This window comes from Hymenobacter glacialis, from assembly GCF_001816165.1.
Lineage (GTDB): Bacteria > Bacteroidota > Bacteroidia > Cytophagales > Hymenobacteraceae > Hymenobacter > Hymenobacter glacialis.
Genome location: NZ_MDZC01000010.1, coordinates 121,350 through 148,172, shown reverse-complemented (window position 1 = coordinate 148,172; position 26,823 = coordinate 121,350). Strand labels below are relative to the sequence as shown.

Annotated in this window: 24 protein-coding genes; 8 read left to right on the top strand and 16 right to left on the bottom strand. The window is 60.2% G+C overall.

Annotated elements, in window-relative coordinates; all coding sequences use genetic code 11:
* The first annotated feature begins 14 nt into the window (after positions 1 to 14).
* The 3 genes from BEN48_RS00605 to BEN48_RS00595 all read left to right on the top strand — a co-directional run bounded on the left by BEN48_RS00605 (position 15) and on the right by BEN48_RS00595 (position 2,173).
* Positions 15 to 779, top strand: coding sequence for a patatin-like phospholipase family protein (locus tag BEN48_RS00605; protein WP_070731889.1), 765 nt, complete (start codon positions 15 to 17; stop codon positions 777 to 779).
* Positions 780 to 913: 134 nt separating this feature from the next.
* Positions 914 to 1,486 (top strand): 1-acyl-sn-glycerol-3-phosphate acyltransferase, encoded by a 573-nt coding sequence (locus tag BEN48_RS00600; RefSeq protein WP_070731888.1) that lies wholly within the window; start codon positions 914 to 916, stop codon positions 1,484 to 1,486.
* Between the two features lie 126 nt (positions 1,487 to 1,612).
* The gene (locus BEN48_RS00595; protein WP_070731886.1) at positions 1,613 to 2,173 is read left to right on the top strand and encodes a hypothetical protein; all 561 of its coding nucleotides are present in this window, start codon (positions 1,613 to 1,615) and stop codon (positions 2,171 to 2,173) included.
* A 76-nt stretch (positions 2,174 to 2,249) separates the two neighbouring features.
* Here the strand turns inward: BEN48_RS00595 and BEN48_RS00590 are convergent, their stop codons facing one another.
* The 3 genes from BEN48_RS00590 to pckA form a co-directional block, all read right to left on the bottom strand.
* Positions 2,250 to 2,912, bottom strand: a complete 663-nt coding sequence (locus BEN48_RS00590; RefSeq protein WP_083320617.1) for a DUF4159 domain-containing protein — start codon at positions 2,910 to 2,912, stop codon at positions 2,250 to 2,252.
* Positions 2,913 to 3,079: 167 nt separating this feature from the next.
* Positions 3,080 to 3,781, bottom strand: coding sequence for a 16S rRNA (uracil(1498)-N(3))-methyltransferase (locus BEN48_RS00585; RefSeq protein ID WP_070731884.1), 702 nt, complete (start codon positions 3,779 to 3,781; stop codon positions 3,080 to 3,082).
* Between the two features lie 194 nt (positions 3,782 to 3,975).
* Positions 3,976 to 5,610 (bottom strand): phosphoenolpyruvate carboxykinase (ATP), encoded by a 1,635-nt coding sequence (pckA, locus tag BEN48_RS00580; RefSeq protein WP_070731883.1) that lies wholly within the window; start codon positions 5,608 to 5,610, stop codon positions 3,976 to 3,978.
* A 231-nt stretch (positions 5,611 to 5,841) separates the two neighbouring features.
* Here pckA and BEN48_RS18930 point away from each other — a divergent pair, with 231 nt between their 5' ends.
* The 3 genes from BEN48_RS18930 to BEN48_RS00570 all read left to right on the top strand — a co-directional run bounded on the left by BEN48_RS18930 (position 5,842) and on the right by BEN48_RS00570 (position 8,537).
* Positions 5,842 to 6,114 carry a cupin domain-containing protein gene (locus BEN48_RS18930; RefSeq protein ID WP_158010058.1) on the top strand — a complete coding sequence of 91 codons (273 nt, stop codon included), beginning with the start codon at positions 5,842 to 5,844 and terminating at the stop codon, positions 6,112 to 6,114.
* Positions 6,036 to 6,776: an AraC family transcriptional regulator gene (locus BEN48_RS00575; RefSeq protein WP_070731882.1), complete on the top strand. Its 741-nt coding sequence runs from the start codon at positions 6,036 to 6,038 to the stop codon at positions 6,774 to 6,776. The genes BEN48_RS18930 and BEN48_RS00575 overlap by 79 nt, the downstream gene beginning before the upstream one ends.
* A gap of 189 nt (positions 6,777 to 6,965) precedes the next feature.
* Entirely contained in the window at positions 6,966 to 8,537 is a 1,572-nt protein-coding gene (locus BEN48_RS00570) for a peptide MFS transporter (protein WP_070731880.1), read from the top strand.
* 451 nt (positions 8,538 to 8,988) lie between these two features.
* Here the strand turns inward: BEN48_RS00570 and groL are convergent, their stop codons facing one another.
* The 13 genes from groL to BEN48_RS00505 form a co-directional block, all read right to left on the bottom strand.
* Positions 8,989 to 10,635 carry a chaperonin GroEL gene (gene groL, locus BEN48_RS00565; protein ID WP_070731878.1) on the bottom strand — a complete coding sequence of 549 codons (1,647 nt, stop codon included), beginning with the start codon at positions 10,633 to 10,635 and terminating at the stop codon, positions 8,989 to 8,991.
* 50 nt (positions 10,636 to 10,685) lie between these two features.
* Positions 10,686 to 10,976 carry a co-chaperone GroES gene (gene groES, locus BEN48_RS00560; protein WP_035563022.1) on the bottom strand — a complete coding sequence of 97 codons (291 nt, stop codon included), beginning with the start codon at positions 10,974 to 10,976 and terminating at the stop codon, positions 10,686 to 10,688.
* Positions 10,977 to 11,209: 233 nt separating this feature from the next.
* Positions 11,210 to 11,626 carry a preprotein translocase subunit SecG gene (gene secG, locus BEN48_RS00555; RefSeq protein ID WP_070731876.1) on the bottom strand — a complete coding sequence of 139 codons (417 nt, stop codon included), beginning with the start codon at positions 11,624 to 11,626 and terminating at the stop codon, positions 11,210 to 11,212.
* 27 nt (positions 11,627 to 11,653) lie between these two features.
* Positions 11,654 to 13,138: a hypothetical protein gene (locus tag BEN48_RS00550; RefSeq protein WP_070731874.1), complete on the bottom strand. Its 1,485-nt coding sequence runs from the start codon at positions 13,136 to 13,138 to the stop codon at positions 11,654 to 11,656.
* A 193-nt stretch (positions 13,139 to 13,331) separates the two neighbouring features.
* Positions 13,332 to 13,922 (bottom strand): LptE family protein, encoded by a 591-nt coding sequence (locus tag BEN48_RS00545; RefSeq protein ID WP_083320616.1) that lies wholly within the window; start codon positions 13,920 to 13,922, stop codon positions 13,332 to 13,334.
* A complete protein-coding gene (locus BEN48_RS00540; RefSeq protein WP_070731873.1) occupies positions 13,903 to 15,195 on the bottom strand; it encodes a sigma-54 interaction domain-containing protein in 1,293 nt (430 codons plus the stop codon). The genes BEN48_RS00545 and BEN48_RS00540 overlap by 20 nt, the downstream gene beginning before the upstream one ends.
* A 256-nt stretch (positions 15,196 to 15,451) precedes the next feature.
* A complete protein-coding gene (gene miaB / locus BEN48_RS00535; RefSeq protein ID WP_083320615.1) occupies positions 15,452 to 16,891 on the bottom strand; it encodes a tRNA (N6-isopentenyl adenosine(37)-C2)-methylthiotransferase MiaB in 1,440 nt (479 codons plus the stop codon).
* A gap of 141 nt (positions 16,892 to 17,032) precedes the next feature.
* Positions 17,033 to 18,334: an aminodeoxychorismate synthase component I gene (gene pabB, locus BEN48_RS00530; RefSeq protein WP_241502121.1), complete on the bottom strand. Its 1,302-nt coding sequence runs from the start codon at positions 18,332 to 18,334 to the stop codon at positions 17,033 to 17,035.
* 68 nt (positions 18,335 to 18,402) lie between these two features.
* The gene (locus tag BEN48_RS00525) at positions 18,403 to 19,986 is read right to left on the bottom strand and encodes a tetratricopeptide repeat protein (RefSeq protein WP_083320614.1); all 1,584 of its coding nucleotides are present in this window, start codon (positions 19,984 to 19,986) and stop codon (positions 18,403 to 18,405) included.
* 93 nt (positions 19,987 to 20,079) lie between these two features.
* Complete coding sequence (locus BEN48_RS00520) at positions 20,080 to 20,841, bottom strand: zinc ribbon domain-containing protein (RefSeq protein WP_070731868.1); 762 nt, start codon at positions 20,839 to 20,841, stop codon at positions 20,080 to 20,082.
* On the bottom strand, positions 20,831 to 21,952 hold the full coding sequence (locus tag BEN48_RS00515) for a Nif3-like dinuclear metal center hexameric protein (RefSeq protein ID WP_070731866.1): 1,122 nt from the start codon (positions 21,950 to 21,952) through the stop codon (positions 20,831 to 20,833). Before BEN48_RS00515 ends, BEN48_RS00520 begins: the two co-directional genes overlap by 11 nt.
* Positions 21,953 to 22,029: 77 nt before the next feature.
* Complete coding sequence (locus tag BEN48_RS00510; RefSeq protein WP_070731864.1) at positions 22,030 to 22,722, bottom strand: uracil-DNA glycosylase family protein; 693 nt, start codon at positions 22,720 to 22,722, stop codon at positions 22,030 to 22,032.
* 195 nt (positions 22,723 to 22,917) lie between these two features.
* A complete protein-coding gene (locus BEN48_RS00505) occupies positions 22,918 to 23,562 on the bottom strand; it encodes a DUF6992 family protein (protein ID WP_070731861.1) in 645 nt (214 codons plus the stop codon).
* A gap of 125 nt (positions 23,563 to 23,687) precedes the next feature.
* On the opposite strand from BEN48_RS00505, the gene lpxK reads away from it, so the two are divergent.
* Positions 23,688 to 24,761, top strand: a complete 1,074-nt coding sequence (gene lpxK / locus BEN48_RS00500) for a tetraacyldisaccharide 4'-kinase (RefSeq protein WP_070731931.1) — start codon at positions 23,688 to 23,690, stop codon at positions 24,759 to 24,761.
* Between the two features lie 88 nt (positions 24,762 to 24,849).
* Positions 24,850 to 26,817 (top strand): putative porin, encoded by a 1,968-nt coding sequence (locus BEN48_RS00495; protein ID WP_070731859.1) that lies wholly within the window; start codon positions 24,850 to 24,852, stop codon positions 26,815 to 26,817.
* Positions 26,818 to 26,823: the final 6 nt, after the last annotated feature.

Genomic DNA, 26,823 nt, shown 5'->3' with positions numbered 1-26,823 from the left:
AATTAAACTACACCATGGCCCAGCTGGGGTTGGCATTGTCGGGAGGTGGCGCGCGGGGCATTGCCCACCTCGGGGTGCTGGCGGCGCTGGATGAGCTGCAGCTGCCGGTAGGGGAGCTGGCCGGGGTAAGCTCCGGGGCCATTGCCGGTGTTTTTTATGCCGCGGGGTTTGCGCCGCGCGAAATTTTAAAGTTGCTGCTGACCACCAACCTGTTTAGTCTCACGCGGCCTGCTTTTAGCCGCTACGGCTTACTGCGGCTCGATGCCGTGGCCCAGCTTATTGCCCGGCAGCTGGGGAGCAGGGTGAACTTCGAGGACTTGGACGTGCCGATGACGTTGGTGGCAACCGACCTGCTGGCCGGCGAGTCGGTGTATTTCAACTCCGGGCCGTTACTGGCGCCGTTGCTCGCCTCCTCGGCGGTGCCCATTGTGTACCGGCCGGTGGAGTACCAGGGCCGGCAGCTGGTGGATGGTGGCCTACTCAACAACCTGCCGGTGGAGCCGCTGCTGGGCAAGCCGGAGCTACGGGTGGTGGGGGTGAACTGCAACCCAAGCCACGCGGAAACGCATATTCCCAACTTTAGGCGGCTGGTAGAGCGTACCCTGCACCTGGCAATAAATGCAAATACGGCCGCCCGAAAGGGCCAGTGCGCGCTGGTGCTGGAACCCCAGGAACTGCGCCACCACCGGCCCCTGGGCTACAAGCGCGGGGCGGAGCTGTTCGATATTGGCTACCACTACACCATGAGCCAAGCGGCTGCTCTACAGGCGCTGCTTTAGACGGAGCGGCGGGCAATAGCAGCCGGCAGCGCTTACAGTTGGCTGCAACTGCCCATCTTTGCAGATAAATGGAGCGGTACCGACCGGCTACCACTCCCGCTAATTGTTTTTGTCTCATCACCAGTACTGCCTCAATGCCCGCGCGCAAAACCTCTACAACCTGGTACTACATTGCCAAATTCGTGTTTTGGATTTCGGGCTGGAAGCTCGGCGAAATTCGCAATCCGGAAATTAAGAAAAGCATGATGATTGCGGCCCCGCATACCAGCAACTGGGACCTCATCATGGCCCGCGCCGCTTTTTACCTGATGGATGTGGACGTGCGCTTCACCGTGAAAAAGGAATGGACCGAGCACTGGCTGCTGGGGGGCATGGTGCGGGCCGTGGGCGCCCTGCCCGTAGACCGCAGCAAAAACAACAGCCTCGTGGATGGCATGGTGAAGCTATTCGAGCAGCACGAAGAGCTGGTGATTCTCATTACGCCCGAGGGCACGCGGGCCTACCAGCCGCGCTGGCGCAAGGGCTACTATTTCGCCGCGTTGGGTGCCAATGTACCCATTCGGCTGGGGTACTTGGACTACAAAAACAAAGAAGCCGGCATCGGCGAAGCCGTGTACCCAACGGGCGACTACGCGGCCGATGAGGAAAAAATCAAGGCTTTCTATCGCACAAAAACCGGCCGCTTTCCCCAAAAAGGTATCCGGTAATGAGTTGTTAGCTGCTCGTTGTTGGTGCAGATATAGTTCGATGTCTGATAATAGATGGCGAATAACTGCCAATGCGTATGTTGTTAGACTGCTAAGCGAAGTCCCACCATTCCGTACCTTACACCCATGGACGAGTTCAAAACCCTGGTTTGGATACTGCTTGCCATCGGTGCTTTTGTGTACCGAATGATAAAAAAAGTGCAGGAAAACAGTGCACGCGAAAGTCGTGAGCGGCCCGCTGGCGGGGTGGTGCCGGGCTTGCCCACGGCCAGCTTCCAGGAGCTACTGCAGCAAATGCAGGCCCGCAATGCCCCCATGCCAGCTGCGCCGGCCCCGCCAAATTCCACCTTGGCTCCGCTGGCGCCAGCGGAGCGCACGCTGGGCGGGCGCCTGATGCCCCGCGAAATTGCCCGTCCCACGTTTTCAAAGGAGCGCGTCGCGGTGCGCCAGGCCTCATTGGAGGCTCCGGCCACTGCCCGTTCGAGGGCGTTTACCCCATCGGTGGTGGTCCGTCGGGCATCGGACCAGCCGCGAGCGTATACCGAGTCGCTGCTGGAATCCGATAAGCAGGGCAGTGTAGGGCGCTCGGCCGCGCCGCTGAACGAAACCGTACGCCAGATGCTCCAGCAGCCCGATGGGGTGCGGGCTGCGTTTGTACTCAGCGAAATATTCCAGCGCAAGTACTAGCCTTGCGCTCTGCCCCTACGGACGAGCAGGGGCCCAAGCCGTCAGCAAATAATATGAATTTGGGTAGGCGTTGGGATTAATCCTGGGTGAGGGCGTACGCCACCAGGTTGGCGCCCATGCGCAGGGCCGCATCGTGTGCGGCGGGTGTGTCTTCGGGGTAGGTGCCGAGGTCCTCCCAGCCGTTGCCCAAGTCGGATTCGTAGCTGTAGAAGCACACCAGCCGGCCTTTGTAGAGCAGACCGAAGCCCTGCGCGCGCTTGCCGTCGTGCTCGTGGATTTTGGGCAGGCCCCGCGGAAAATCGAACTTCTGGTGGTAGACGGGGTGGGAGAAAGGCAACTCCACAAATTCGAGCTCGGGAAAAACCTTCTTCATTTCGGGGCGAATGAATTTATCCAGCCCATAGTTATCATCTATGTGCAAAAAACCGCCCCCGATGAGGTAGCGGCGCAGGTTTTTGGCTTCGGCGGCCGTGAAGGTCACATTGCCGTGGCCAGTCATATGCACGAAGGGGTAAGTAAGCAGTTCAGGCGCGTCGAGCTCCACGGTCGCTTCGTCGGGAGCGATGTTCGTTTTGAGCGTCTGGTTGCAATATTGGATGAGGTTGGGCAAGGACGTTTTATTGGCGTACCAGTCGCCGCCACCGCCATAGTGCAGCTTGGCGATTTTGAAGCTGTAGGAGGCCGGGCCAGCGGAAGTGCTGACCAGCAGGGCAATCAAAAGGAGCAGGTTTTTGAACATGGGACAGGTGGGCAGTTTCAACAGCCGCCGGCAAAGTAAAAGCGAGCAGCAGGAAGATGGTTCCGTTGGCTGCATGAGGTACACCGTGCCGGCCGTCAGGTTGCAGCCGGTGCAGGAGTTGTTGACTGACCGTGTAGCAGGAGCAGGGAAGAATAAGTCGCAACAGCCTACCGCTCCCGGCTCAGGTGCACGGTGAATGCCGCCGCCAGCGCAGCCGTTTCGGTGCGAAGCCGGGAAGCCCCCAGCGTCACTGGCCGGATGCCACGCTCGCGCGCCTGAGCAATTTCGGCCGGCGTGAAGTCTCCCTCCGGGCCAATGAGCACGCAGCAGCCCGCGCCCGTAGCGGCCACACTAGAAAGGGCGGTGCGCTCGTCATCGGCCAGGTGGGCAATGTAGGCTGTGTCGGGCGCTACATTCTTCACAAAGCCAGCGTAGTCGGCAAGCTCATCGAGTTGCGGCAGCCAGGCCTGGCCCGACTGCTTCATGGCGCTAATGGCAATCTTCTCCAATCGCTCCAGCTTCAGCTCGCGGCGCTCCGAGCGGGCGCAGCGCAGAAAAGTGATGCGCTCGACGCCAACTTCCACGGCCTTTTCCACGAACCACTCCATGCGGTCAAGGTTTTTAGTTGGGGCCACGGCAATGTGGGTGAAATAGGGGCGGGGAGCTACGGTTTCCTGCTGGGTGATGCGCAGCTGGCAGCGTTTGGGATTTGCATCGGCCACGGCCGCCGCGTAGCGACTACCGCGGCCGTCGAGCAGTTCCACGGCATCGCCGGCGCCCAAGCGCAGCACGCGCACGGCGTGCTTGCTCTCGTCTTCGGGGAGGGTGTAAGTGGTACCGCTAAGCTTGGGCGCGTAGAAAGTGTGCATGTGGCAAAGTACGGGCCGAAGCCGTCATGTTCAGGTGGGGTTCCAACTGCGCGGACGCTAGATGAGCATGACCGCCTCGTTTGCTAAGGCTACTTTTTGGTCTACTACTTAACTCGGTCGGCTAGGTGATTGGTTAAAAGCAAAAGCCCCATCAGAGATAACTGACGGGGCTTTTGGATAATAAACGAGTTGCGTTACGCTACCTCAGCAGCTGCCGTTACCTTGGGGGCGCCGGCAAGAATTTCTTCGTTGGCGAAGTCCGCGTATTTCTTGAAGTTCTCCACGAATTTCTCGGCCAGCGAGGCAGCCGTTTTGTCGTAGGCGGCTTTGTCGGCCCAGGTGTTGCGCGGGTCCAGGATTTCGGTGGGCACGCCGGGCACGGCGCCGGGCACGGCTACCCCGAAGGTGGGGTGCTTAGTAAATTTCACTTGGTCGAGCTGGCCGTTGAGGGCAGCCGTAATCATGCCGCGGGTGTAGCTCAGCTTCATGCGGTGACCGGTGCCGTAACTGCCACCGGTCCAGCCGGTGTTGATGAGCCAGACGTTGACGTCGGGGTTCTCATCCATTTTCTTGCCCAGCATCTCCGCGTACTTGGTGGGGTGCAGGGGCAGGAACACGGCGCCGAAGCAGGCCGAGAACGTGGTCTGCGGCTCGGTTACGCCCATTTCGGTGCCGGCCACCTTGGCGGTGTAGCCCGACATAAACAGGTACATGGCGTGGCTCTTGTCGAGCTTACTGATGGGAGGCAGCACGCCAAAAGCATCGGCAGTGAGGAAGAAAATGTTCTTCGGCGCATCGGCCACCGACGGCTCGATGGCGTTGTCGATGAAGTTGATAGGATAGGCGGTGCGGGTGTTTTCCGTCACCGACTTGTTGGCGTAGTCCACGGTGTGGGTGCCGGGGATGAAGCGGGTGTTTTCCACGATGGAGCCGAAGCGGATGGCGTCCCAAATCTGGGGCTCCTTTTCCTGGCTCAGGTCAATTACCTTGGCGTAGCAGCCGCCTTCAAAGTTGAAGATGCCGGCATCGGGCGTCCAGCCGTGCTCGTCGTCGCCGATGAGACCGCGGTTTGGGTCAGCCGAAAGGGTAGTTTTGCCGGTGCCCGAGAGGCCAAAGAAAATGGCCGTGTCACCGGAGTCCCCTACGTTGGCCGAGCAGTGCATGGGCAGGGTTTCGCGCTCGTGGGGCAGCAGGTAGTTCAGCACGCCGAAAATGCCTTTCTTCATCTCGCCAGCGTAGCCCGTGCCGCCAATCAGAATCATCTTCTTGGTGAAGTTGAGGATGGCGAAGTTGGGCTGGCGGGTGCCGTCCACGGCCGGGTCGGCCTCGAAGCCGGGGGCGCAGATGATGCTGAAGTCGGGCAGCCAGCTGGTGTCCGCACCTTCGGCGGGACGCAGGAACATGTTGTAGCAGAACAGGTTGTGCCAGGCCTGTTCGTTCACGATGCGCAGCTTGAGCTGGTAATCGGGGTTGGAGCCGGCGTAGGCTTCGCGTACGTACATCTCCTTATCGGCCAGGTAGGCCACCATTTTCTGGTGCAGCTGGTCGAATTTATCCGCGTCGAAGGGGATGTTGATATCGCCCCACCACACGCTGTTTTCGGTGTTGGCGTCCTTCACCACGAACCGGTCTTTGGGCGAGCGGCCGGTGAACTTGCCGGTGTCGGCCATCAGGGCACCGGTGTCGGTGAGGTGGCCTTCCCCGTTGCGCAAGGCGTGCTCAATGAGCTCAGCAGGCGTCAAATTGAGGTGGACAGTGGCCGTTTCGTTGAAGCCCAGGGCCTGCAAACGATTGGGGGAATCGGAGGCAAGTGTGGAAGGTTCTTGCATGGCAGTTGTGGTGTTGGGTGGGAATTCCCGTGAGTGAGGAGACAAAGGTAGAATTATTCAGCCCAATGGCAGTGAAACAATTCGTTTGTTTAACGGGACAAATTAAACCATGTTTGATTTCTCAGTTATTTTTAAGGCTTGAAGCCCCGGCAGCAAGCCAACTGAGACCCTTGTGGTTTTGTTTGGGCCCCCGCTTAGGTTTGCTTTGTCCCTGCCCCAACCGTCAGTTCGATGACTTCCAACATCGCCAGCTACAATGGCATTTACGGCGATAGCAAGGCGCTGCTCTCGCACGACTACCTGCAGAGCCAGCTCATTGTGCCGCGCCTGCGCCTCACCGACTGGGGCCTCAAGCCGCACCTGCACGAAAACCTGTTCCAGCTGTTTTTTCTCGAAGCCGGCCGGCCGCGTTTGAGGCGCCCGAAATGGTGGAGCTGGTCACGCCCTGCCTGGTCATCATTCCGGCCAACACCGTGCACGGCTTCACGTTTAGCCCGCAGGTGAAGGGCCGCACGCTCACGCTTTCCGAGGCCCTGCTCGATACCATTCTGCAGGCCACGCCCGGCGTGCTGGTCGAGCTGAACAGTGTGCACATTCTGTCGGACTTCAACTCCGAAGTAACCTTTGCCGACCTACAGGCTCTGGAGCAGCAGATTCACGAGGAAATCTACTCAGAGCTGCCCGGCAAGCAGCTGGCGCTAAATGGCTATTTCAAGCTGCTGTTTGTGAAGATATTCCGGCTGCTGCACCACAACCGCCGCAAGGAAGAAAGCCCCAACCGCGCCCTGCACTACTTCCGCGAGTTCCAGAAAGCCATTGCACGCACCGCTCCGTTCGAGAAGAAAATATCGGAGTTTGCCCAGGAGCTCAAGATTACCCAGGTTCACCTCAACCGCATCTGCCAGGCCGTGAAGGGCAAAACGGCCCAGCAGATTGTGCAGGCCCACACCATTCGCAAGGCCCACAACTACCTGCTCTACACCTCGCTTTCCGTAGCCGAAATTGCCTACGAACTGCAGTTCATTGACCCCGGTTATTTCACCCGGTTCTTTCGCAAGCAGACCGGCCTATCGCCCGTAGCCTACCGGGCCAAAGCCTACCGGAACGACTCCGTAGCGCACAATTCGGATGAACGCGCCTTGGCGCGTTCAATAACCGGGCGATGACCAGCTCATGCACCAACCCGTTTGGACTGCATGCCGCCGGGACCCGGTTCAACCATTGCTCGTGCCAAGGCGCGTTCCTATGATAATGGCGAATCTTTCCTAGATTTACCGTGCCCGTACTGCACTAATTCGCGTCCAGGGCCTCATTTCCCGCTAGTTGCCTTCTCACCCCTCACTCTAATTTTGCTCATGCAACCACTTTCTGCCCAGTCCGGGCAACCGCTTTCCGCGGACTCCACGAGCCACCCCCGCGGGCTATACCTGCTGTTCGCCACCGAAATGTGGGAGCGGTTCAGCTACTATGGCATGCGGGCCGTGCTGGTGCTGTTCCTCACCAAGGCCATGATGATGGACAAGGCCTTTGCGTCCAAATTCTACGGCGGCTACACCAGCTTGGTGTACCTCACGCCGCTCATCGGCGGCTTCATATCGGACCGGTACTGGGGCAACCGGCGCTCCATTATCACGGGCGGCCTGCTGATGGCATTGGGCCAGTTCACACTGTTTTTCTGCGCTTCCAACTACGGGCCGGCCGAATCCCACGCCCTTAGCCACTGGCTGCTGTACCTGGGCCTGGGCGTGATGATTGTGGGCAACGGCTTCTTCAAACCCAATATTTCGTCGATGGTGGGCACGCTTTACAGTGCTACCGATAAGCGCAAGGACGCGGCTTATACCATCTTCTACATGGGTATTAACCTAGGTTCCTTTATTGGCAACACCGTCACCAGCCTCATCGGCGACACGGGCAACCCGTCGGACTTCCGCTGGGCCTTCCTGGCCTGCGGCATTGCCATGCTATTGGGCACGGCGGTGTTTAACTGGGGCAAAGACAAGCACTTGCACACGCCCACCGGCGAGCAGGTGGGCCTGACCCCCGTGGAGTCGGGCGGCATCATGGGCGTGTACGCGCTGCTGCCGGTACTGCTGGCCCTCATTCTGGGCATCCTGTGGCTGGACTCGGCTAAGTTTCCCACCATTGCGCCGCTGTTGGGCGTTGCCGTGTTGGGTATCTCCTACATGATTTTTAGCGATAAGTCGCTAAGCGGTGCCGACGTAAAAGGCATCATGGTTATTTTCATCGTGTCGTTCTTCGTGGTGTTTTTCTGGGCGGCTTTCGAGCAGGCCCCGGCTTCGCTCACCTTCTTCGCCGATGAGCAGATGGACCGCATCATTTTCGGCTACACTTTGCCGGCCAGTATCTTCCAGAACCTGAACGCCATTTTCGTGGTAATTGGGGCCCCGCTCATGGCCATGGTCTGGACGGCTCTGGGCCGCCGCGGTGCCGAGCCACCGTCCCCCCTCAAGATGGCCATTGGCCTGGCCTTCCTGGCCGCTGGCTACCTCGTAATGTGCTTTGGCGTAACCAACCTGCAGCCCGGCGTGAAGGTGAGCATGTTCTTCCTGGTGGCGCTTTATTTCCTGCACTCCGTGGGCGAGTTGTGCCTCTCACCCATTGGCCTGTCGCTGGTAAATAAGCTGGCCCCGGTCAAATTCGCTTCCCTGCTGATGGCCGTGTGGTTCCTCGCCAACGCCGCCGCCAACTACCTTGCCGGCTACATGAGCAGCCTCTATCCCGACCCCGCATCCACCGGCCCCGCGCCTGAATTGCTGGGTTTCCAAATCAACAACCTCTACGACTTCTTCATGGTGTTCGTGGTGTCGGCATCCGCCGCGGCAATTATCCTCTTCCTCATTAGCGGTAAGCTGGCTAAGATGATGGACGCCCGCAACTACCCCGCGCCTTTGCCTAAGGCGTAAGGAGCAAGGTGCTGAAAAAAGAAGCCCTGTCGCGTAAGCGGCAGGGCTTCTTTTATGCGCTGACGGTAACCTCACCCCCTGACCCCTGCCGGGCACGGCCCCTCTCCAAAAAAGAGGGGGCACCTGAATTGCTCCCGGCGGGTTCAGTAGAGACAATGCCCTCACGAACCGGTGCCCCCTTGTGCTGGCCGCAGTTTAGCGCGCAGCGCGTAACTGTAGGCCGCCAAGTAAAAGCGAGTTTGTAACTCGCTGTCCGATTAGATGGCGTGGCCGCTCATAGCAGTCACACGGCCGTGAGTCACAGATTCACCTCACCACAGGCTCGCAGTTACGCGCTACGCGCTAAACTGCGGCCAGCTTACGCGAGGTTACCAACAGCCCACAAAAAAAGCCCCGCCGGCTAATGCCAGCGGGGCTTCTATAACTCACAGCAAAGCTGCGAGCAGCTTGATTACATCATGCCGCCCATGCCACCCATACCGCCCATGCCACCGTCGCCGTGGCTATGGCCAGCATCTTTGGGCTCAGGCTCGTCCGAGATAACGGCTTCGGTCGTCAGCAACAGGCCGGCGATGGAAGCAGCGTTTTCGAGGGCCAGACGGGTCACCTTGGTGGGGTCGATGATACCAGCGGCCACCAGGTTCTCGTACCGGTCTTCGCGGGCATTGTAACCGAAGTCACCGCTGCCTTCGCGCACCTTCTGCACGACCACCGAGCCTTCGCCACCGGCGTTCTGCACGATGCAGCGCAGGGGCGCCTCGAGGGCCGTACGGATGATGTTTACACCAGTGCGCTCGTCAGCATTGCGGGTGTCTACCGCGGCCAGTGCCTCCAGGGCACGCACCAGGGCTACACCGCCGCCGGGTACCACGCCTTCCTCAACGGCGGCACGGGTGGCGTGCAGGGCATCGTCAACCCGGTCTTTCTTCTCTTTCATTTCCACCTCGGTGCTGGCACCGATGTAGAGAATGGCCACACCGCCGCTCAACTTGGCGAGGCGCTCCTGCAGCTTCTCCTTGTCGTAGTCCGACGTGGTGGTCTCCATCTGGGCCTTAATCTGGCTGATACGGCCGGTGATGGCCTCTTTCGAGCCCTTGCCGTTCACGATGGTGGTGTTGTCCTTGTCGATGATGATTTTCTCAGCCGTACCGAGGTATTCCAAGGTAGCGTTTTCGAGCTTGTAGCCCTGCTCTTCGCTGATAACGGTACCGCCTGTGAGGGTGGCAATGTCTTCCAGCATGGCCTTGCGGCGGTCGCCGAAGCCGGGAGCCTTTACGGCCGCGATTTTCAGCGAGCCGCGCAGCTTGTTTACCACTAGGGTAGCGAGGGCTTCGCCGTCCACATCTTCCGAGATGATTACCAGGGGCTTACCAGTCTGCAGTACCTGCTCCAATACGGGCAGCAGCTCCTTCATGGTGCTCACTTTCTTGTCGTAGATGAGAACGTAAGGCGAGTCGAACTCAACCTCCATTTTCTCGGGGTTGGTCACGAAGTAAGGAGAGAGGTAGCCGCGGTCAAACTGCATGCCTTCCACCGTTTTAACTTCGGTTTCGGTGCCACGCGCTTCTTCCACGGTGATAACGCCTTCCTTGCCCACTTTCTCCATGGCATCGGCAATCATCTGGCCGATTTCGGCGTCGTTGTTGGCCGAAATGGTGCCCACCTGGGCAATCTCTGCCGAGTTCTCAATTTTCTTCGACTGCGACTTCAGGTTGGCAACTACGGCGATTACCGCCTTGTCGATGCCACGCTTCAGGTCCATCGGGTTGGCACCAGCTGCCACGTTTTTCGAACCAGCCGTGTAGATGGCCTGGGCCAATACGGTGGCAGTAGTGGTGCCGTCGCCGGCCTGGTCGGCCGTCTTCGAAGCCACTTCCTTCACGAGCTGGGCGCCCATGTTCTCGATGGGGTCGCGCAGCTCAATTTCCTTGGCCACGGTCACACCGTCCTTGGTGATGGAGGGCGCACCAAATTTCTTGTCGATAATGACGTTGCGGCCTTTGGGGCCCAGGGTCACTTTCACGGCGTTCGCCAGTTTGTTCACACCGGCCTGCAAGCGGGCGCGGCCTTCGGTGTCGAATTGAATGTTCTTAGCCACTTCTGGAGGGAATTAAGAATTAATAATTAGGAATTTGGGTTTTCGACGGGCTAGAGCACCGCGAAAATGTCCGACTCGCGCATGATAAGCAGGTCCTCGCCGTCAACAGTGATTTCGGTGCCGGCGTACTTGCCGTACAGTACCTGGTCGCCTACCTGCACCTGGGGCTTGATGAGCGAGCCGCTGTCAGCGGTTTTGCCTTCGCCTACGGCTACAACTTCACCGCGCTGGGGCTTCTCCTTGGCCGTGTCGGGGATGATGATACCGGATTTGGTTTTCTCCTCGGCGGCGGCGGCGCGTACAATGACGCGGTCGGCCAGCGGTTTCATGCTAAGTGCCATTCTGTGTGTGTTTGGGTTTAGTAAGATGAAAAATCAGCGTTTACGCCCTAGTCACACTTCCCGTGCCAGCCCCGTAAACCTGACAAAATGGGCACTTTTTGCAGCCACTTGGTGGCAAAAGTGGCGGATAACGGCAGGGCCCTGAGTCAATCGGCCAGTTAGGCCAAATGCAATAAAGCCGGTGGCTCCCTCAGGAACCACGCTTTACGGGTAGCGTAGCGCAAAAAGCGCCGTTACTCTTGTACTGGCGTAGCAGGAGCCGGGGCTGGCTGCGCGGGCGTGGCGGCAGGAGCCGTAGCTGGGGCCGTAGCACCACCTGGGGCAGCAGCCGGAACCGGTGCGCCAGGAGCGGGGGCCGGGGCCGGCAGGCGGGTTTCCAATGCACGCTGCTGGTTCACGCTGCGCACGGGGCCGGAAGTAGTGCCCGTAACCATGTGCGTGCCGAGCGACAACACCACCAAGCCAATGGCGAAGCCCCAGGTGAGTTTTTCGAGCAGGTCGCCGGTGCGCTTCACGCCCATCATGCTGGCGGCACCGCCACCGGCACCAAACTGGCTGGAGAGTCCGCCGCCCTTGGGGTTTTGGGCCAGCACCACCAAGGCCAGCAGGAAGCACACAATGAGAATCAGAACGATGATGAAAATGTACATGACGAACAAAGAAGCTAAAAAGGCGGATTATGCCGGAGGTTGCAAAGACTGTATTTGGGCCGCAAAGTACGCCATTTTTTCCGGCTGTCTCACCATGAGCTTTTCATAAATCTCAATGGCGCGGGCCGTTTTGCCTTGCCGCACAAGGATGCGGGCCAGACTGTCGGATACCAGGTCGGCTTCCGGGCGGGTGCTGCGCACACTCAGGTCGGCCTGGGCGCCGGCCGTGGGCGGCAGCATAGCGGGGCGCGTGAGGCGGGGCTGGCGCCGCAGAAAGTTGTTGATGAGGTCGAGCGACGAGGGCAGCGCGGGGGCCGGCGGGCAATGCGTGGCCCAGTGGTCGAGTAAAAGCGGGTCGGGCTCGAAAAAAGTGCCTGCAGGTGGCAGCGGCGTGGCCGGAGGCTGGGCCGCTGCTATTGCATCGCTGGCGGTACTGGTGCCCATGGCCTTGTCGGTCAGCAGGTTCAGGAGCTGCATGGAAAAGCCCAGGCGGCTGCTTTCGCCAAACCCATAGCCAATGGCCTCATCGCCGGTAAAAGCTGCGGGAGTGAGTGCGGGCTGGGTTGCGTCGCTGGCAATGTGGGCCAGTACTTCCGGGATGGGTTCCAGGCTCCCCAGGCTGCGCGTAACCGCTGAGGCCGCCCACTCATCAACCAAGCCAGGTAATTCGTAGGTGGGCGAAGCCAGCGGCGGCGCATCGGCCAGGCCGAACTCAAAGCGGGCTTCCCCAACTTCCACCGGCGGCCGAATAGCAGGGGCTTGCGCAGGTAAATCTTCTTCAGGTGCGGCTACCTCGGCAGGTATAATCTCCTGCACCGGCTCAGCCGCCAGAATTTCAACGCCCTCTACATCGAGCAGCAGCGAAGCATCTGGTTCCTCTACAACGGGCGATATTTCAGCTTGTGGCACCGCTTCGGGTGTTGTTCCGCTTTCCTCTTTTGGGTATTCAGGGACGCTGATTTCTTCGGCCTGCGGCAGCTCAACTGCGGGTAGCGGGGCAGGAGGGGTGGCTGCAACAGGCTCCGGGGTGATGTCAACCGAAACGGGTGCCGCTACCTGGGCCGCTTCTTCCTGCTCCGCTGCCAAAACGGCGGGGGGCGCGGGAGCCACCGGTACTGCTGCTGGTAATAGCGCTTCGGGTATTACTCTTTCTGCTATTACTGGCTCCGGAGCAGCTGGCTCGGGTGCCAAAGGCTGCGGGACGACCGGGGGCGCAACCTCAAAAGCAGCGCTCTGGGTTGCAGCTGGAGCAATCGGTGGAATCTCAACGGCAACTGGGTCTATCTGCTCAATAAGGCGCCGCAGGAGGGTGCGGTCGGCGGCGTAGGTGGCGGCGCGGCGCAGGCGCTGGCCGGCCAGCATGGTGCCTTGGTCGTGGGCAGCTTTGGCCAGCAGCAAGTGAGCGGTTTGGCAGTAAGGGAAGGCCTGCGCCAGCTGTTCGAGCTCGCGCACTTCCGCCAGACCGATGGCCGAAGTATGGTCGAGAACGTGGAGAAGCGTGGCGCGGGTCACGGGGAAAGCAGCAACGGGTGAGAGAACCAGACGCAGGAGATGATTCCTAAATCAGCGGCTCCGAACGGATTAACGGGGCGCAACATTACGCTAATTTACGCAAACGCCCGCGGTGTTACCGCCGAGTTTGTGCGTATTGCATCCCAGAATCAGTGAATAATAATGGCGCGCTGCCGGCCAACGCATTCGGCGGTTACCAGTTAGCTACCGACTTATTGAAGATGTCGGTAATGATTTTATTGGTGGTGGTTCGCACCGCGTTGGGGTCGCTGTTGATGGTGGCGATGTTGCGGCCGGCCCCGTAGTCATCAAAATTCTGGAAGATTTGCTCGAAGCTCTGCTTGTCGTCCTTGGTGTTGGTGAATCGGATTTTGACTTGAATAGTGAGGCGGTTAGAGCCGGCCTGGTCGATGCCGTCTACTTTCTGGATGGAGGCCGGGGCGAAGTCATACGCCACCACGTTGCCATCAAACTGCAGGTCGCCGTCGCGGGGCACCAGCTTGAGGTTGGTATTGCGCTGGAAGTAGTCCTTCAAGTCCTCGGTGAAGCGCTGGGTGAGGAAAGCCGGCCCGTTGGGCGCATTATTCTGAATGGTACTAATGGAGACCGTCCGGATGGTGGGGTCAATGTTGGTGCCGTTGAAGGAGTAGATGCCGCAGCCACCCAGTAGTGAGCTAATAGCTAATAGCTGATAGCTGATAGCTCTCCTTCGCAGCCCCGCCCAAAAGCTGATAGCTAACAGCTGAAAGCCATCAGCTAACGAATCAAACTTGCTCCAGGTCATACTGCTTCAGTTTACGGTACAGCGTGCGTTCCGAAATCCCCAGGTCCTGGGCAGCGTACTTGCGCTTGTTGTTGTGTTTCTTCAACGCCTTGAGTATCATCTCGCGTTCCTTCACGTCGAGGGAGAGGGTTTCCTCTTCGGTTTCGTGCGGAATGTCTTCCACGGGCGTTTCCTCTTCGTAGTCTGTTTCGGAGTCGTTGTTGTACGACTTGGCCGCTGCGGGCAAGAAATACTCGGAAGCGGCGCCGGCCTCAAACGAGCCGTTGGGCGCGGTATTGTTGAAGAGGTGGCTGTTTTGGCGCAGTAGCTCCTGGGCTTCGTGGGGGCGCTGGCCGGTGGCCAGCTCCAGCACCATTTTCTTCAGGTCCGTCATATCGCGGCGCATGTCGAACAGGATTTTGTAGAGCAGGTCCCGCTCCGAGTAACCGGCCGTGGCGCTGTCCGGAGCACCCTGGCCCAGCAGCATGGGCAGGCGGCTGGTTTGCTCCTGCGGCAGGTAAGGCGCCAGGCGGCGCACATCCAGCTCACGCTCGGTTTCCAACACCGAAATCTGCTCGGCGATGTTCTTCAACTGGCGGATGTTGCCGGGGAAGCGGAAGCGCGTGAGCGCCTGCACCGCATCGGGCAGCAGCGTGATGGGCTTGCTACGGTAGCGCTCGGCCGCATCGGAAGCAAACTTGCGGAACAGCAGGTAGATATCCTCGCCGCGCTCGCGCAGGGCCGGCACCGTGATGGGCACCGTGTTGAGGCGGTAGTACAGGTCTTCGCGGAAGGTGCCGGCCTGCACGCGGTCGAGCAGGTTCACGTTGGTGGCCGCCACCACGCGCACATCGGTTTTCTGCACTTTCGAAGAACCCACGCGGATGAACTCGCCGTTCTCCAGCACGCGCAGCAGGCGGGCCTGGGTGCCAAGCGGCATCTCGCCAATTTCGTCCAGGAAAATGGTGCCGCCGTTGGTTACTTCAAAGTAGCCTTTGCGCGCCTCATTGGCCCCTGTAAAAGAGCCTTTTTCGTGGCCGAACAACTCGGAATCAATTGTGCCCTCGGGAATGGCGCCGCAGTTGATGGCAATAAACTGCCCGTGCTTGCGCGGCGACAAGGCGTGAATAATCTTCGAAAACGACTCCTTGCCCGACCCGCTTTCGCCGGTAATGAGCACCGTCATATCGGTAGGCGCGACCTGCGCGGCTACCTGAATGGCGTAGTTCAGCGCCGGCGCATTGCCGATGATGCCGAACCGGAGCTTAATGGATTGAATTTCTTGTGTAGTCATTAGCACGACCGGATTCGTCGAAGCCAGTCATTTAGGAATCATTTTTTGGGGAAATTCATACGCCATAACAAGCGGATGACTAGGAAGGCAAGAAAACCGCCTACCAAGAGCTGGGCTGCCTGCCAAATGTATAAAGATGTAAATGGAGACATGGGTAGATTGATAAGAAATAAAAAATTACACTTGATGCTATGAGTTCTTGCGAAAAATGAAAGCTTTACTACAATATTCTAATTAGCAGTAAAACAACTGACAGCTACAAAACAACCTCGCCCAGCAAGGTGCTGGCCGATGCCGAATGCACCAGTACATCCACGTAGTCGCCTTTCACAAAGTGTTGCCGCGGAAAAATCACCACCTGGTTCTGGCTGTTGCGGCCACTCAAATGCTCTTTTGAACGCTTTGAGAAGTTCTCGGCTAGTACGCGGTGCACGCGGCCGATGCCGCGCTGGTTGCGCTCGGCGCTGTGTAGCTGCTGCTTGTCGATGATTTCCTGGAGGCGGCGCTTCTTGGTTTCCAGCGGAATGTCATCGGTTAGCTTGCGGGCGGCCAGCGTGCCGGGGCGCTCCGAGTAGAAGAACATGTAGGCCATGTCGTAGCGCACGTAGTCCATCAGGCTCATGGTGTCCTGGTGCTCTTCCTCGGTTTCGGAACAGAAGCCCGATATCATGTCGGAGCTGATGGCGCAGTCGTCGCCCAGAATCCGGCGGATGGCCTGCACCCGCTCCTCGTACCAGGCGCGGTCGTAGGTGCGGTTCATGAGGGCCAGCACGCGCGAGTTTCCGCTCTGGGCGGGCAGGTGAATGAACTTGCAGATGTTCTCGTAGCGCGCCATGGTGTGCAGCACCTCGTCGGTGATGTCCTTTGGGTGCGAGGTGGAGAAACGTACGCGCAGCTCGGGGCTGATGCGGGCCACTTGCTCCAACAGCTGGGCGAAGTTGACGTGCTCCAGGCCGTCGGCGCTGGCCCACTTGTAGCTGTCCACATTCTGACCCAGCAGGGTCACTTCCTTGTAACCGGCGGCCACGAGTTCGGCGGCTTCGCGCAGAATGCTGTGGGCATCGCGGCTGCGCTCGCGGCCGCGGGTGAAAGGCACCACGCAGAACGAGCACATGTTGTCGCAGCCGCGCATGATGCTGATGAAGGCCGACACACCGTTGCTGTTCAGGCGCACGGGCGTGATGTCGGCGTAGGTTTCTTCGCGGCTCAGCAGCACGTTCACGCCCTTCTGGCCGCCGTCTACCTGGCTGATGAGCTGCGGCAGGTCGCGGTAGGCATCGGGGCCCACTACCAGGTCCACAATTTTCTCTTCTTCCAGAAACTTGCTTTTCAGGCGTTCGGCCATGCAGCCCAGCACGCCCACCAGCAGGCCGGGGTTGCGCTTTTTGTGCGAGTTGATTTGTGAGAGGCGCATGCGCACCGTCTGCTCGGCCTTCTCCCGGATGGAGCAGGTGTTGAGCAGCACCAAATCGGCGCTGGCCAGGTCGTCGGTGGTATCGAACCCTTCATCGAATAGAATGCTCGACACGATTTCCGAATCCGAGAAATTCATCTGGCAGCCGTAACTCTCAATGTAGAGCTTGCGCTGCCGGCCCGTGCGGGTAGCGGCCGTCACCCGCACTTCGCCGCTGGGCGTAGCCTCAGGAGCGAGGGTCTCTTTATCTAAGAAATCTAGGGTTAATAAGGCTTGGGACATAGTATAAACGCGTTTCGGCAGAGCACAAAGATACACCGGCAAAGGGTAAAATGACAGAATGGCAGAGTTAATGGTTAGTGATTAGTGGTGAACGGTTAGTGGTTAATAAGCCTCTAGCCACTAACCGTTCGCCACTAATCACTACTCACTAATCATAGCTCCCAGCACTTGCAGCAGGGCTTTGGCTTTGAGCAGGCACTCGTCGTATTCGCGCTCCGGGTCTGAGTCGAAGGTGATGGCGGAGCCCACCTGAAAGCTGAGGTAGCCCGTGTCGCGGCGGTATTGTAGGGAGCGAATCACCACGTTGAGGTCGAATTCACCATTGGGTCCTATGTAGCCCATGCTGCCGCTGTAGAGGCCGCGCTGGCTGTTTTCGTACTGCTCGATGAGCTGCATGGCTCGGATTTTGGGCGCGCCGGTCATCGAGCCCATGGGGAAAGTGGCGCGCAGGATTTCTTCCAAGCGCACATCGGACCGCAGGTCGGCGGTCACCGTTGAAATCATTTGCCAGAGGTGGCGAAAGGGATAGAGGCCGAATAGCTCGGGTACGCGTACGGTACCCGTTTCAGCTACCCGGGCGAGGTCGTTGCGCACCAGGTCCACTATCATCAGGTTTTCGGCGCGTTCCTTTTCGTCGTGCCGCAACGCCTCGCGCTGCTGCTCGTCTTCGGCTGGCGTGGCCCCGCGCCGGATGGTGCCTTTGATGGGCTGTGAAACAATCCGGGTGCCCTGACGCGACAAAAACCGCTCAGGCGACGCACACAGCAGGAAATGGTCGTGCCAGCGCAGGAAGCCCGCAAACGGCGCGGGCGATGCTTCCATCAGCTGCCAAAACACATTGGTGGGGTCCAGGTCAATGGCTTCGGCGTAGAACTCCTGGCACAGGTTCAACTCATAAACTTCCCCATTCAGAATGTTTTCGCGTACGGCAGTCACGGCCCGCAGGTAATCCTCCTTGGGCAGCCGGGGCCGAACTACAGGCACTACCGTGCGCAGCGAAGGTCCCACCGGTTGGGCCATGATTTGGGCCAGCACCCCTTCGGTTTCTCCGTGCAACTCAACCACCTCATCGCGCCAGTAGAGCCAAGTGGTGGGAGTGAAAAAGTGCAGCTGCGGCCAGCCGAACCCAGCAAAGTTCTGGCTGCTCAAGGCTTCGATGTCGTTTTTGACATCGTAGGTCACAAAGCCACAGCGCGGCGCGGCATTCAGAGCTGATAACTCCAATTTCCCCAGCTCCTGCAGCGAGCCCAGGCTGGCGCAATCTGCTGGCGCCACCGCCAGCAGGTGCGCAAAAGGCCCGTGCGGATAGTCCAGCCCATTGGGCTTGAAGTAGGCGCAGTGCGGAAATGCCGCTCCCCATTGCAGGGCGCGCTGCTTAAAGTCAGCGGGCAACTCCGCTACCGGAACCGAGAGAAAAACAGGAGTAGCGGGCAAAGCAGACACAAGGCAGGGGGAAGAAACACGCTGATACGGGCAGCTAACATTGACAACAAAGCAAGCCAGAGAAGGGCTTAGCGCAGCTCGCGCAAGGCCAGATTGGCCTTGGCATCGGTGCTGTTTTTATACTCGTGCCAGGGGTATTTCAGCGCTTTCGAAAAGCATTCCCGGGCCTTGGGTTTGTTGCCTTCCTGCTGGGCCAGGTAGCCCTGTTGCAAGGCCGCCTGGGGCGCAAAATAGTAGGGAGCCGTGGGGCCGGCCACGGTTTGCGTGCGCTCAAAGTAGAACCAGGCCGAGTCGAGCTGGCCCAGGCCCTGGTAGGCGCGGGCCCGGCGGTAGGGATCCTCAATGCGGTCGCGCCACAGGGTGGTGGGTGTTGCATGAAAGCTGCGCAGGGTAGCCAGCGCCTGACGGTTGTAGCCCCCGTCTATCTGCAGGCGGGCCCGGGTGAGCACGGGGTGCAGGGCCTGGGCCTTGTGGTAGTAGTGCTGGGCGTAGTTGTCTTCTTCCACATCGGTGGGGCCGGGCAGGTTGATTTGTTGGCGGTAGCGTGCCACCACCGCCGCGGGCTGCCCGCCCAGCCAGGCCGCCAGGTAGAGTTTAAAAGCCGTGTCTTTGCGGTAATGCTGCCCCCTGAACTCCCGCAAAAATGCCAGGTTCTCACGTTCCGAGGCGGCATAGTCTCCTTGGTACAGGAGCAGGTCGGCGGCCATGTGGTGCAGGTAAGGTACCGCCAGGTAGCCGGGGCCCGTGGGCCGGGCGCGGTACGCGGCCAGGGCCGCCTCGCCCCGGTGCTGGCGCTTGTTCACGCTCATGAGCAGGTAGGCAAAGAGCAGGTTGTTGGGCTGCTGGGCGGCCAGGCGCTCCGCAAGTCGCAGGCCTTCCTCGGGTTTCTTGTAGTAGCTCTCCCGAATCATGGTGAGATAAATCAGGCTTTCGGTATGAAAATCGCTAGGCTGCGCGGCGGCGATGGCCAGGTTTTTCAGGCCGGTCTCCACGCTGGCCGTCAGGCCCAGCAGGCGCAGCAGCCAGCGGTAGCCCTCGGGCAGCGAGCCCACCGCAAACTCGCAGATGCCAAGCGTTTTGCGGGCCGGGGCAAAGGATGGATACCGCTTCACCACAGCTTGCATCTGATGGTAGCCGCTGCGCAGGTGAAACCCGCCCACCACAAGGTGCTTAAACAGCAGCTGGCTAAGGCCCAGATGAAGCGTGATTTCGGCCCGGGCGTAGTCCCGCAGGGCGCTGGCGGGCGCGCGACCCAGTGCCGCCAAGTGAGCTTCCTGCGCGGCCACCAGCGCATCGTACCGGCTGGCATCCTGTGAGATGAGCAGCTCCACGAAATCGGCACAGTTGGCTACCAGCAGGGGTGCGGGCGCGGCCGGGCTGCTGACCAGTTCCTGCTGGAGCAGTTCGCGCGCCGCGCCCAGCCGCAGCTTGAGCACTTCAGCATACGCGCGGCTGCTATTGGAAGTGAGCCGCTCGGGAAGCACTGCGGCAGGCTGCTCCGCCACGCGGGCCGCAGGAGCCACTCCAGAGCCGGAAAACGCCGACGTGCCCACGGCCCCCGTCAGGCACAGCAACACCAAACCCCACCGGCGGGCGGCAGCGGCCCGCCAGCGGCGAAGTACTTCCCGGAAAACAGTAGCCAGAAGAGACATAGGGCATTCAACAAAAAAAGGAACGGCACCCGGCCGTTCCTTTTTACGATTTCAATCAGCAAGCCAGATTTTTGGGTTACCCAAAAGAACCGCTTATACCGCGCGGGCTTCCACGTCGGCCAGAATGCGGCCGCAGTGCTCGCACACGATGATTTTCTTGTGCGAAATGATGTCTGCCTGGCGCTGGGGGGGCACCGTGTTGAAGCAGCCGCCGCAGGCGTCGCGCCGCACCAGCACCACGGCCAAGCCGTTGCGCACGTTGCCGCGGATGCGGGTATAGGCCGTCAGCAGGCGCTCTTCTACGGGCTTGGTTGCCTCTTCGCGCTGGGCCATGATGCTGCGCTCTTCCTCCTCGTTTTCGCCCACGATGGTGTCAAGCTCGCCTTTTTTGTTGTCGAGGTCCTTGCGGCGCTCGTCCAGTTTCGACTTCGTACCGCTGATTTCAGCGTTTTTCACGTCAATCTGATACTGCGACTCCTTGATTTTCTTATCGGCAATCTGGATTTCCAGGCGCTGCAATTCAATTTCCTTGGCAATGGCTTCGAATTCGCGGTTGTTGCGGACGTTCTGCTGTTGCTCGTCGTACTTTTTAATGAGCGACTCGGCGTCTTTGCTGGCTTGTTTGCGGCTCTTAATGAAGTCGTTCAGACCCTGAATTTCCTCGTCAAATTTCTTGACACGAACCTCATAACCAGCAATTTCGTCTTCCAAATCCTGTACTTCCTCTGGCAAATCGCCGCGCACGCGCCGGATTTCATCGAGCTGCGAGTCTAGGTTCTGCAAGGTGAGCAGGGCTTCGAGCTTGGCGGCTACGGGAACGTCGGCAGGAGCCACGGCGGCACTTTTAGCAGTCATATTGAACGGGGTTCGTAGGGGTTTCAGCGATTAAGACCGCAAAAGTACGTTCAAATCCGGCCGTTAGCAAATCTCGGAACACCTCGCTGGTGAACTGTTCGCTTTCAAAATGGCCCACGTCGCAGAGCATGAGCTGTCCTTCGGCCCCAAAAAACTCGTGGTATTTCACATCGCCGGTCACGTAGGCATCGGCCCCGGCAGCCCGCGCCGCGCCAATGAGAAAGGCACCGGCGCCGCCACAAATGGCCACCGTTTTTATAGCGCGCTCAAATGGCGTGTGCCGCACCACCGGCACCAGCAGCCGGGCCTTGAGCATGGCCCGGAAGGCAGCCGGCGCAAGCGCAACGGGCAGCTCGCCCACCATGCCGGAGCCCACTTCGTGGTGCGTGTTTTCTAGCTTGATAAGCTCGTAAGCCACTTCCTCGTAAGGGTGTGCGGTGCGCAACGCCCGCAGCACCGCCGCCTGCTTGTGCAGTGGCAGCAGCACTTCAAGCCGCAGTTCGGGGAGGGTTTCGGGCTGGTGCGGGGCCCCAACGGCGGGCTGGGTGCCGGCACCAGGGGTGAACGTGCCGATGCCTTCGGTGCGAAAACTGCAGTCGGCATATTGCCCCACCTGGCCCGCGCCGGCCGCGTATAGGGCCGCCAATACCCGGCAGGCCACGTCCGTTTGCTGGTCTTCGGGGCGGTGCGGCACGTAGGTGACGAGGCGGGCCAGCGTGCCGGTTTTGGGCGCCAGTACGCGGGTGTTGGTCAGCCCAAGTTTTTCGGCGAGTTTGTCGTTTACTCCCCCGCGTACGTTGTCTAGGTTGGTGTGCGCGGCGTAGATGGCCACATCGTTTTTGAGCGCCGCGATGATGGTTTGCTCTACTTCATTGGCCCCGGTGAGGCGCTTGAGGGGCTTGAAAATGACCGGGTGGTGGCACACCACCACGTTGCAGCCGCGCCGCAGGGCCTCGGCCACGATGGCCGGGGTGCAGTCCAGCGCAATCAACACGCCGGTGACTTGCGCCTGCGGGTTGCCGCACTGCAGGCCAGCATTGTCGTAGCTTTCCTGGTAGGCGAGGGGGGCTGCGGCTTCCAGCAGGCGGGTCAGGTCTTGAACGGTGGGCATGGGCAAAATATTTTGATGGGTAGCGCTACAAATAACTCGCTTTTGGCGCAGCCATCGTCCCGGGGTGGGGTGCCGGGTTACGCCGGGGCAGGGAGCAGGTCCCCCAGTTCGGCCACGTAGTGCGCTATGTTTTGCTCCAGGTCGCGGCGGCGGTACTGCATGAGGTAGCGCGGGTGGTCCAGCACCACAATTCGCTCAAATAATCCCAGTTCGTCGTTTAGCTTGTTGAAAAAAAGCCCGTTGCGCTTGCCCAGGCTCACGGCCACATCCCTTCTCAAGCCCAGGGCCTGCACCTGCTGGCGCAGGGAGCTGCGCATGTTCGGCCACAGCGACTTCAGTAGGGCCGGGGAATCATAATAATTGTAGTTCAGGCCCTCGCGCAGCAGCACCAGCGGGTATACCGAGCCCAAGTAAAAGTGCCGGTAGAACGCCGCAGGACCACCCATCTCATTCACTACCGCATAAATGAATTGCGAGGAAAGCTCTGGGCGCTGCCGGGGCAGGTCGTGGCCGATGCCGCAGTGTTCGGCCAGGGCCGTGGGGTCGGTGAAGGCCACGCCCGTACGGCCCATGCCCAGCCGGCCAGGATTGATGCCCAGGACCGCGACCCGGGGCGGCGCCTCCACGTAATACTGGTGGGCGAACTGAGCCAGCAGCTCCTGCACCGCCGGCTCGCGAAAGGGGCTGGCGGCTGCCACGCCCGCCGGCAGCCCCAGCGGGAGGGGAAACGACGAGAGAAACTTCAGGAGCTGGGTGGCGAATGCGGACATGGACGGGGGGGGGGGGGAGCTGTTGAATAGTAATTAAGAAGCGGAAAGAACTGTCATCCTGAGCTGAGCGAAGGACCTTCTCATAGCTGAACGAAAATCGTTCTATGAATACCCATTTGTGAGAAAGCGCTTCGCTCCGCTCAGGATGACCAACGATTGTGAATTAACTGACTTTCAACGCCTTGATGCCCTCTTTTACTTTCCTCGTTGCCCCAGCGGCAGCACTACGCCCACCGAGCCGGCACCCAGCTGGAGGCGGCTCAGCAAAGGGTAGAGGCTGCGTCCGTGCCGGTGGTGGGTAACGTACTGGAAGCCGTCGAACAACAGCAGAACCCCGCCCTGCAGCAGCAGCGACTGCCCGTAGCCGCGCCACCGCGCCGGGGGGGCGGAGGCCGTGGGGTTGCGCCCTTTTTCGAGCAGATAGAAGCCCGTGGCCAGATAAGCCACGTCGAGGCCCGCGTTGAATATGTACAGGTTTTCGGTGCTTAACTGGCGGCGCACGTTGCCGGCGCGGTCGGTGAGGGGCTGGCGCGTGGCCCGCCGGGCGGCCAGGTAGCCGGTTCCGGCCAGCGCCAGATTCACCACGCCCCAGCCGATGTTCATTTGATGGAAATACCGGGCCGAGCCCTCCGTCTGGCCATAGGCAATGCCGCTTACCAATAGGTTGCTCACGGCCCAGCCGCCCAGTAGCTGCAGGCCGCGCTGGTCCAGGCGGGTGCGCTCCTGGCTAAAAGCGGGGAGGGGCACCATGCTGCGGGTGGTATCGGCGGGGGCTACCGGCTGGCCCTGGGCAGAGAAACCCAGCGCCAGGAGGCCGCTGAGGAGAAGTCGTGAGTGCATAGAAGTGGGGTGCGCTGATTAATACACTGCAGACAACTACTTCGCGGCGTCTTTGTGTGGCCACCCGCAGCAGGGCTGTACTTTTGCCGGCTCTCACTGGAGCATAGCTCTTGCTTATGGCGCGTATGTGGACGTTTTTCCTGCTGCCTTTTTCCTGGCTCTACGCTGCGGTAATGGGCTTCCGGAACTGGCTGTACGAGGCCGGTTGGAAAAAATCGGAGTCGTTTGCCGTGCCGCTGCTCAACGTGGGCAACCTGCGTGTGGGCGGCACCGGCAAAACGCCCCACGTGATGTGGCTGGTGGAGGAGCTACTGCGCCAGGGCCACCGCCCGGCCATCCTGAGCCGGGGCTACGGCCGCCTCACCCGCGGCCCACGCGTGGCGGGCCCATCCGACTCGGCGGCCACTGTGGGGGACGAGCCCTGGCAGTACTTCCAGGAATTCGCCGCTCGGCACGTGCCCGTGGCAGTGGCCGAAAAAAGGCAACTTGGCGTGCGGTTGCTCCTGAAGCAGTACCCCGAAACCACCGTGGTGGTGCTCGACGATGCCTTCCAGCACCGCGCCGTGCGGCCCACCCTCAACGTGCTACTCACCGAATGGGCCCGGCCGTTTTACCAGGACTATGTGCTGCCGGCCGGCCGCCTGCGCGAAAGCCGGCACGGTGCCCGCCGCGCCGATGTCATTATTGTAACCAAATGCCCGCCTGGCCTCTCAGTCGCGGCCCAGGCGCTGGTGCTGCAACGGGTGAGGCATTACAGCCGGCCGCAGGTAGCGGTGCTGTTTTCCAGCTATGCCTATGGCCAGCCGGTGGCCTTGGCGGCAAACGTGGCCGACGCCCCGGCGGCGTTACGACCGGTGTCAGCCAGTGGCCAGCCGGCCTTGCTGCTTACGGGAATAGCCCAGCCCAGCCCTCTGCGCATGTATTTGGAGGAACAGGGCTACGCAATTGAGCACCACGCGGCTTTTCCCGACCACCACGCCTTCCAGCCGCAGGATTTGACCCGTCTGCGGGGCCATTGGCAGCCGGGCTGGCCTATTTTTACAACCGAAAAGGATGCCACCCGGCTGCAGGCGCCCCTGGTGCGGGCGGCGTGGGCGGGGCTGCCGCTCTATACCATTCCGGTGCGCGTTGCGTTTCCGGGAGCCGGAGGTGCCGCTTTGCGTAGCCTGTTGCCCCCGGCACCGGCTGCGGCTTCCTGATTTTATCTACTTCGCTTTGCCGAAGGCTTCCTTAGCCTGCGGCGTATTTATTACTTGTTTGAAGGCTACGAAACGCGGTTTTTTTAGAATGTGGTCCCCGCTGGCCTCGTTGGTGTTGGGGCTGCTGCTGTGCGGCGGGCTGGGTGGTGTCCCGGCCGCGCAGGCGCAGGTGCTCGACGACTCGACCAGGGTGCTTTACGGCCCTAAAACTACGCGCGTCATCTACCAGGCCGAGGTGCTGCGCGACTCTACCTCGGGCACGCCCATCGACACCACGCTCACACGCTGGCCGCAGGCGCGGTTCTGGTTCCACGACACCACGTTTCAGCAGGATTTGGGGGCCGTGGGCTCGGCTTCGCGGCCGCTGCTCTACCAGCCCAACTTGCAGCTCGGGGCCCGGTTTGGCCGCAACGTGTTCGACAAATACGCCCGGGTGGCTGCCGAAATACCTTACTACGATTCCCGCTCGCCGTACTCCTTTTTTCGGCTGGTGCAGTCGGGCTCCGGCGAGCAGGTATTTGAGTTCAGCTACAGCCGGAGCCTGAAAAAGAACTTCAGCGTGGGCATTGCCTACGAGCGCATTGCATCGAATAAAATTCTGGCCGCCCGCTCCTCCCGCGACGGCCTGGTGGAGCACTCCAATGTGCTGCTCTTTAGTCGGTTTCAAACCGATGACGAGCGGTACCACTTGCTGTTCAACTTCTCCAACGTGCGCCACCGTGGCATTGAGCAGGGCGGCATCCGGCCCGCCAGCGACACCCTCGAGCTCAGCGAGCTGTTCAACTACGGCCGGGAGCAGGTGTACCTGACCCGGGCGGCCAACAACGAGGCCCGCGACCAACTCTACCTCACCCAAACCTACCGCCTGCTGGGGCGCGGCCTCACCGTGTACCACACCCTCGACGCCAAGCGCCAGTACAACAGCTACTTCGACCAGGCGCTAAGTGCCGACAACAGCGGCGGCTACCTGTTTTATCCCCCCAACCCAGTACGAAACCGCACGGCCACCCTGGACCGCGCCCAGTACCAGCAGATAGAGAATACGGTGGGAGTGCTGGGGCGTACCAAGACGGTAGAATACCGGCTATACGCCCGCAACCGCCTGGCTTCGCTGGCCAGCAAAACCCTGGATTCGGCGGCCACCGCCACCAACATACGTTTGATAACAGCCGCGCCCACCCGCAATTTCAACCAAGTGTTTGTGGGCGGTGTTGCGTCGTTCAACTACCGCACCATCTACGCCATCGAGACGGCGGGCGAATTGTATGCCCTGTCGCTGTCGAACAAGTACACCAACTACCCCGAATACTGGCTGCGTGGTACCATGCGCACGGGGCCGCTATCGGCCGAAATCCTCCAGACTTCCTATTCGCCCACCCTCACGCAGCAGGAGTTTGTGGGCAACCACTACGAGTGGCACCACCTGCCCGGCACCGCCACCGAGTTTGAGAACGTGAACGCCACGCACCTCACCGGACGCCTGGCCCTGAAAGTGCCCAACTTCGGTAAACTCACCAAGCAGCGCTTCGAAGCCAGCGTGAGCGGCGTGTCCATCGGCAACCTCGTGTATTACGGCACCGGTGGTGCCCCAGCCCAGGAAAGCGACGCCAAAAACCTGCTGATTGGCACTGTGCGCTACCGGTTGCATTTTGGCCGGGTGGGATTTGATAACCAGGCCACCTACACGCGAGGGGGGGACGTGCAGGGCATTCGCATTCCGGAATTGGTCACCAATTCCCGGGTGTTTTACGAAAGCTATATTTTCAAGAAAGCGGTGTTCAGCCAGATTGGTCTGGAGGCGTATTATCAGTCCCGCTACCGGGCATTGGACTATAGCCCCAGCACCCAGCAATTCTACCTGCAAAACAGCTTCACCGTTCGCAACTATTCGGTGGTGGACGCCTTTATTTCGGCTGATATTAAAACGGTATCGGTGTTTCTCAAAGCCGCTTATATAAACCAGGGGCTGCTCTACGACGGATATTACGCCACACCGTATTATTCAGGTTATCCGAGGCGTTTTCAATTAGGAATTAAATGGAATTTCTTTAATTAGAAAATA

Coding starts and splice junctions, on each gene's coding strand:
- BEN48_RS00605 (WP_070731889.1), top strand. CDS start 15: ATGGCCCAGCTGGGGTTGGCATTGTCGGGAGGTGGCGCGCGGGGCATT.
- BEN48_RS00600 (WP_070731888.1), top strand. CDS start 914: ATGCCCGCGCGCAAAACCTCTACAACCTGGTACTACATTGCCAAATTC.
- BEN48_RS00595 (WP_070731886.1), top strand. CDS start 1,613: ATGGACGAGTTCAAAACCCTGGTTTGGATACTGCTTGCCATCGGTGCT.
- BEN48_RS00590 (WP_083320617.1), bottom strand. CDS start 2,912: ATGTTCAAAAACCTGCTCCTTTTGATTGCCCTGCTGGTCAGCACTTCC.
- BEN48_RS00585 (WP_070731884.1), bottom strand. CDS start 3,781: ATGCACACTTTCTACGCGCCCAAGCTTAGCGGTACCACTTACACCCTC.
- pckA (WP_070731883.1), bottom strand. CDS start 5,610: ATGCAAGAACCTTCCACACTTGCCTCCGATTCCCCCAATCGTTTGCAG.
- BEN48_RS18930 (WP_158010058.1), top strand. CDS start 5,842: ATGACTTCCAACATCGCCAGCTACAATGGCATTTACGGCGATAGCAAG.
- BEN48_RS00575 (WP_070731882.1), top strand. CDS start 6,036: ATGGTGGAGCTGGTCACGCCCTGCCTGGTCATCATTCCGGCCAACACC.
- BEN48_RS00570 (WP_070731880.1), top strand. CDS start 6,966: ATGCAACCACTTTCTGCCCAGTCCGGGCAACCGCTTTCCGCGGACTCC.
- groES (WP_035563022.1), bottom strand. CDS start 10,976: ATGGCACTTAGCATGAAACCGCTGGCCGACCGCGTCATTGTACGCGCC.
- secG (WP_070731876.1), bottom strand. CDS start 11,626: ATGTACATTTTCATCATCGTTCTGATTCTCATTGTGTGCTTCCTGCTG.
- BEN48_RS00545 (WP_083320616.1), bottom strand. CDS start 13,922: ATGACCTGGAGCAAGTTTGATTCGTTAGCTGATGGCTTTCAGCTGTTA.
- BEN48_RS00540 (WP_070731873.1), bottom strand. CDS start 15,195: ATGACTACACAAGAAATTCAATCCATTAAGCTCCGGTTCGGCATCATC.
- miaB (WP_083320615.1), bottom strand. CDS start 16,891: ATGTCCCAAGCCTTATTAACCCTAGATTTCTTAGATAAAGAGACCCTC.
- BEN48_RS00525 (WP_083320614.1), bottom strand. CDS start 19,986: ATGTCTCTTCTGGCTACTGTTTTCCGGGAAGTACTTCGCCGCTGGCGG.
- BEN48_RS00520 (WP_070731868.1), bottom strand. CDS start 20,841: ATGACTGCTAAAAGTGCCGCCGTGGCTCCTGCCGACGTTCCCGTAGCC.
- BEN48_RS00515 (WP_070731866.1), bottom strand. CDS start 21,952: ATGCCCACCGTTCAAGACCTGACCCGCCTGCTGGAAGCCGCAGCCCCC.
- BEN48_RS00510 (WP_070731864.1), bottom strand. CDS start 22,722: ATGTCCGCATTCGCCACCCAGCTCCTGAAGTTTCTCTCGTCGTTTCCC.
- BEN48_RS00505 (WP_070731861.1), bottom strand. CDS start 23,562: ATGCACTCACGACTTCTCCTCAGCGGCCTCCTGGCGCTGGGTTTCTCT.
- lpxK (WP_070731931.1), top strand. CDS start 23,688: ATGTGGACGTTTTTCCTGCTGCCTTTTTCCTGGCTCTACGCTGCGGTA.
- BEN48_RS00495 (WP_070731859.1), top strand. CDS start 24,850: ATGTGGTCCCCGCTGGCCTCGTTGGTGTTGGGGCTGCTGCTGTGCGGC.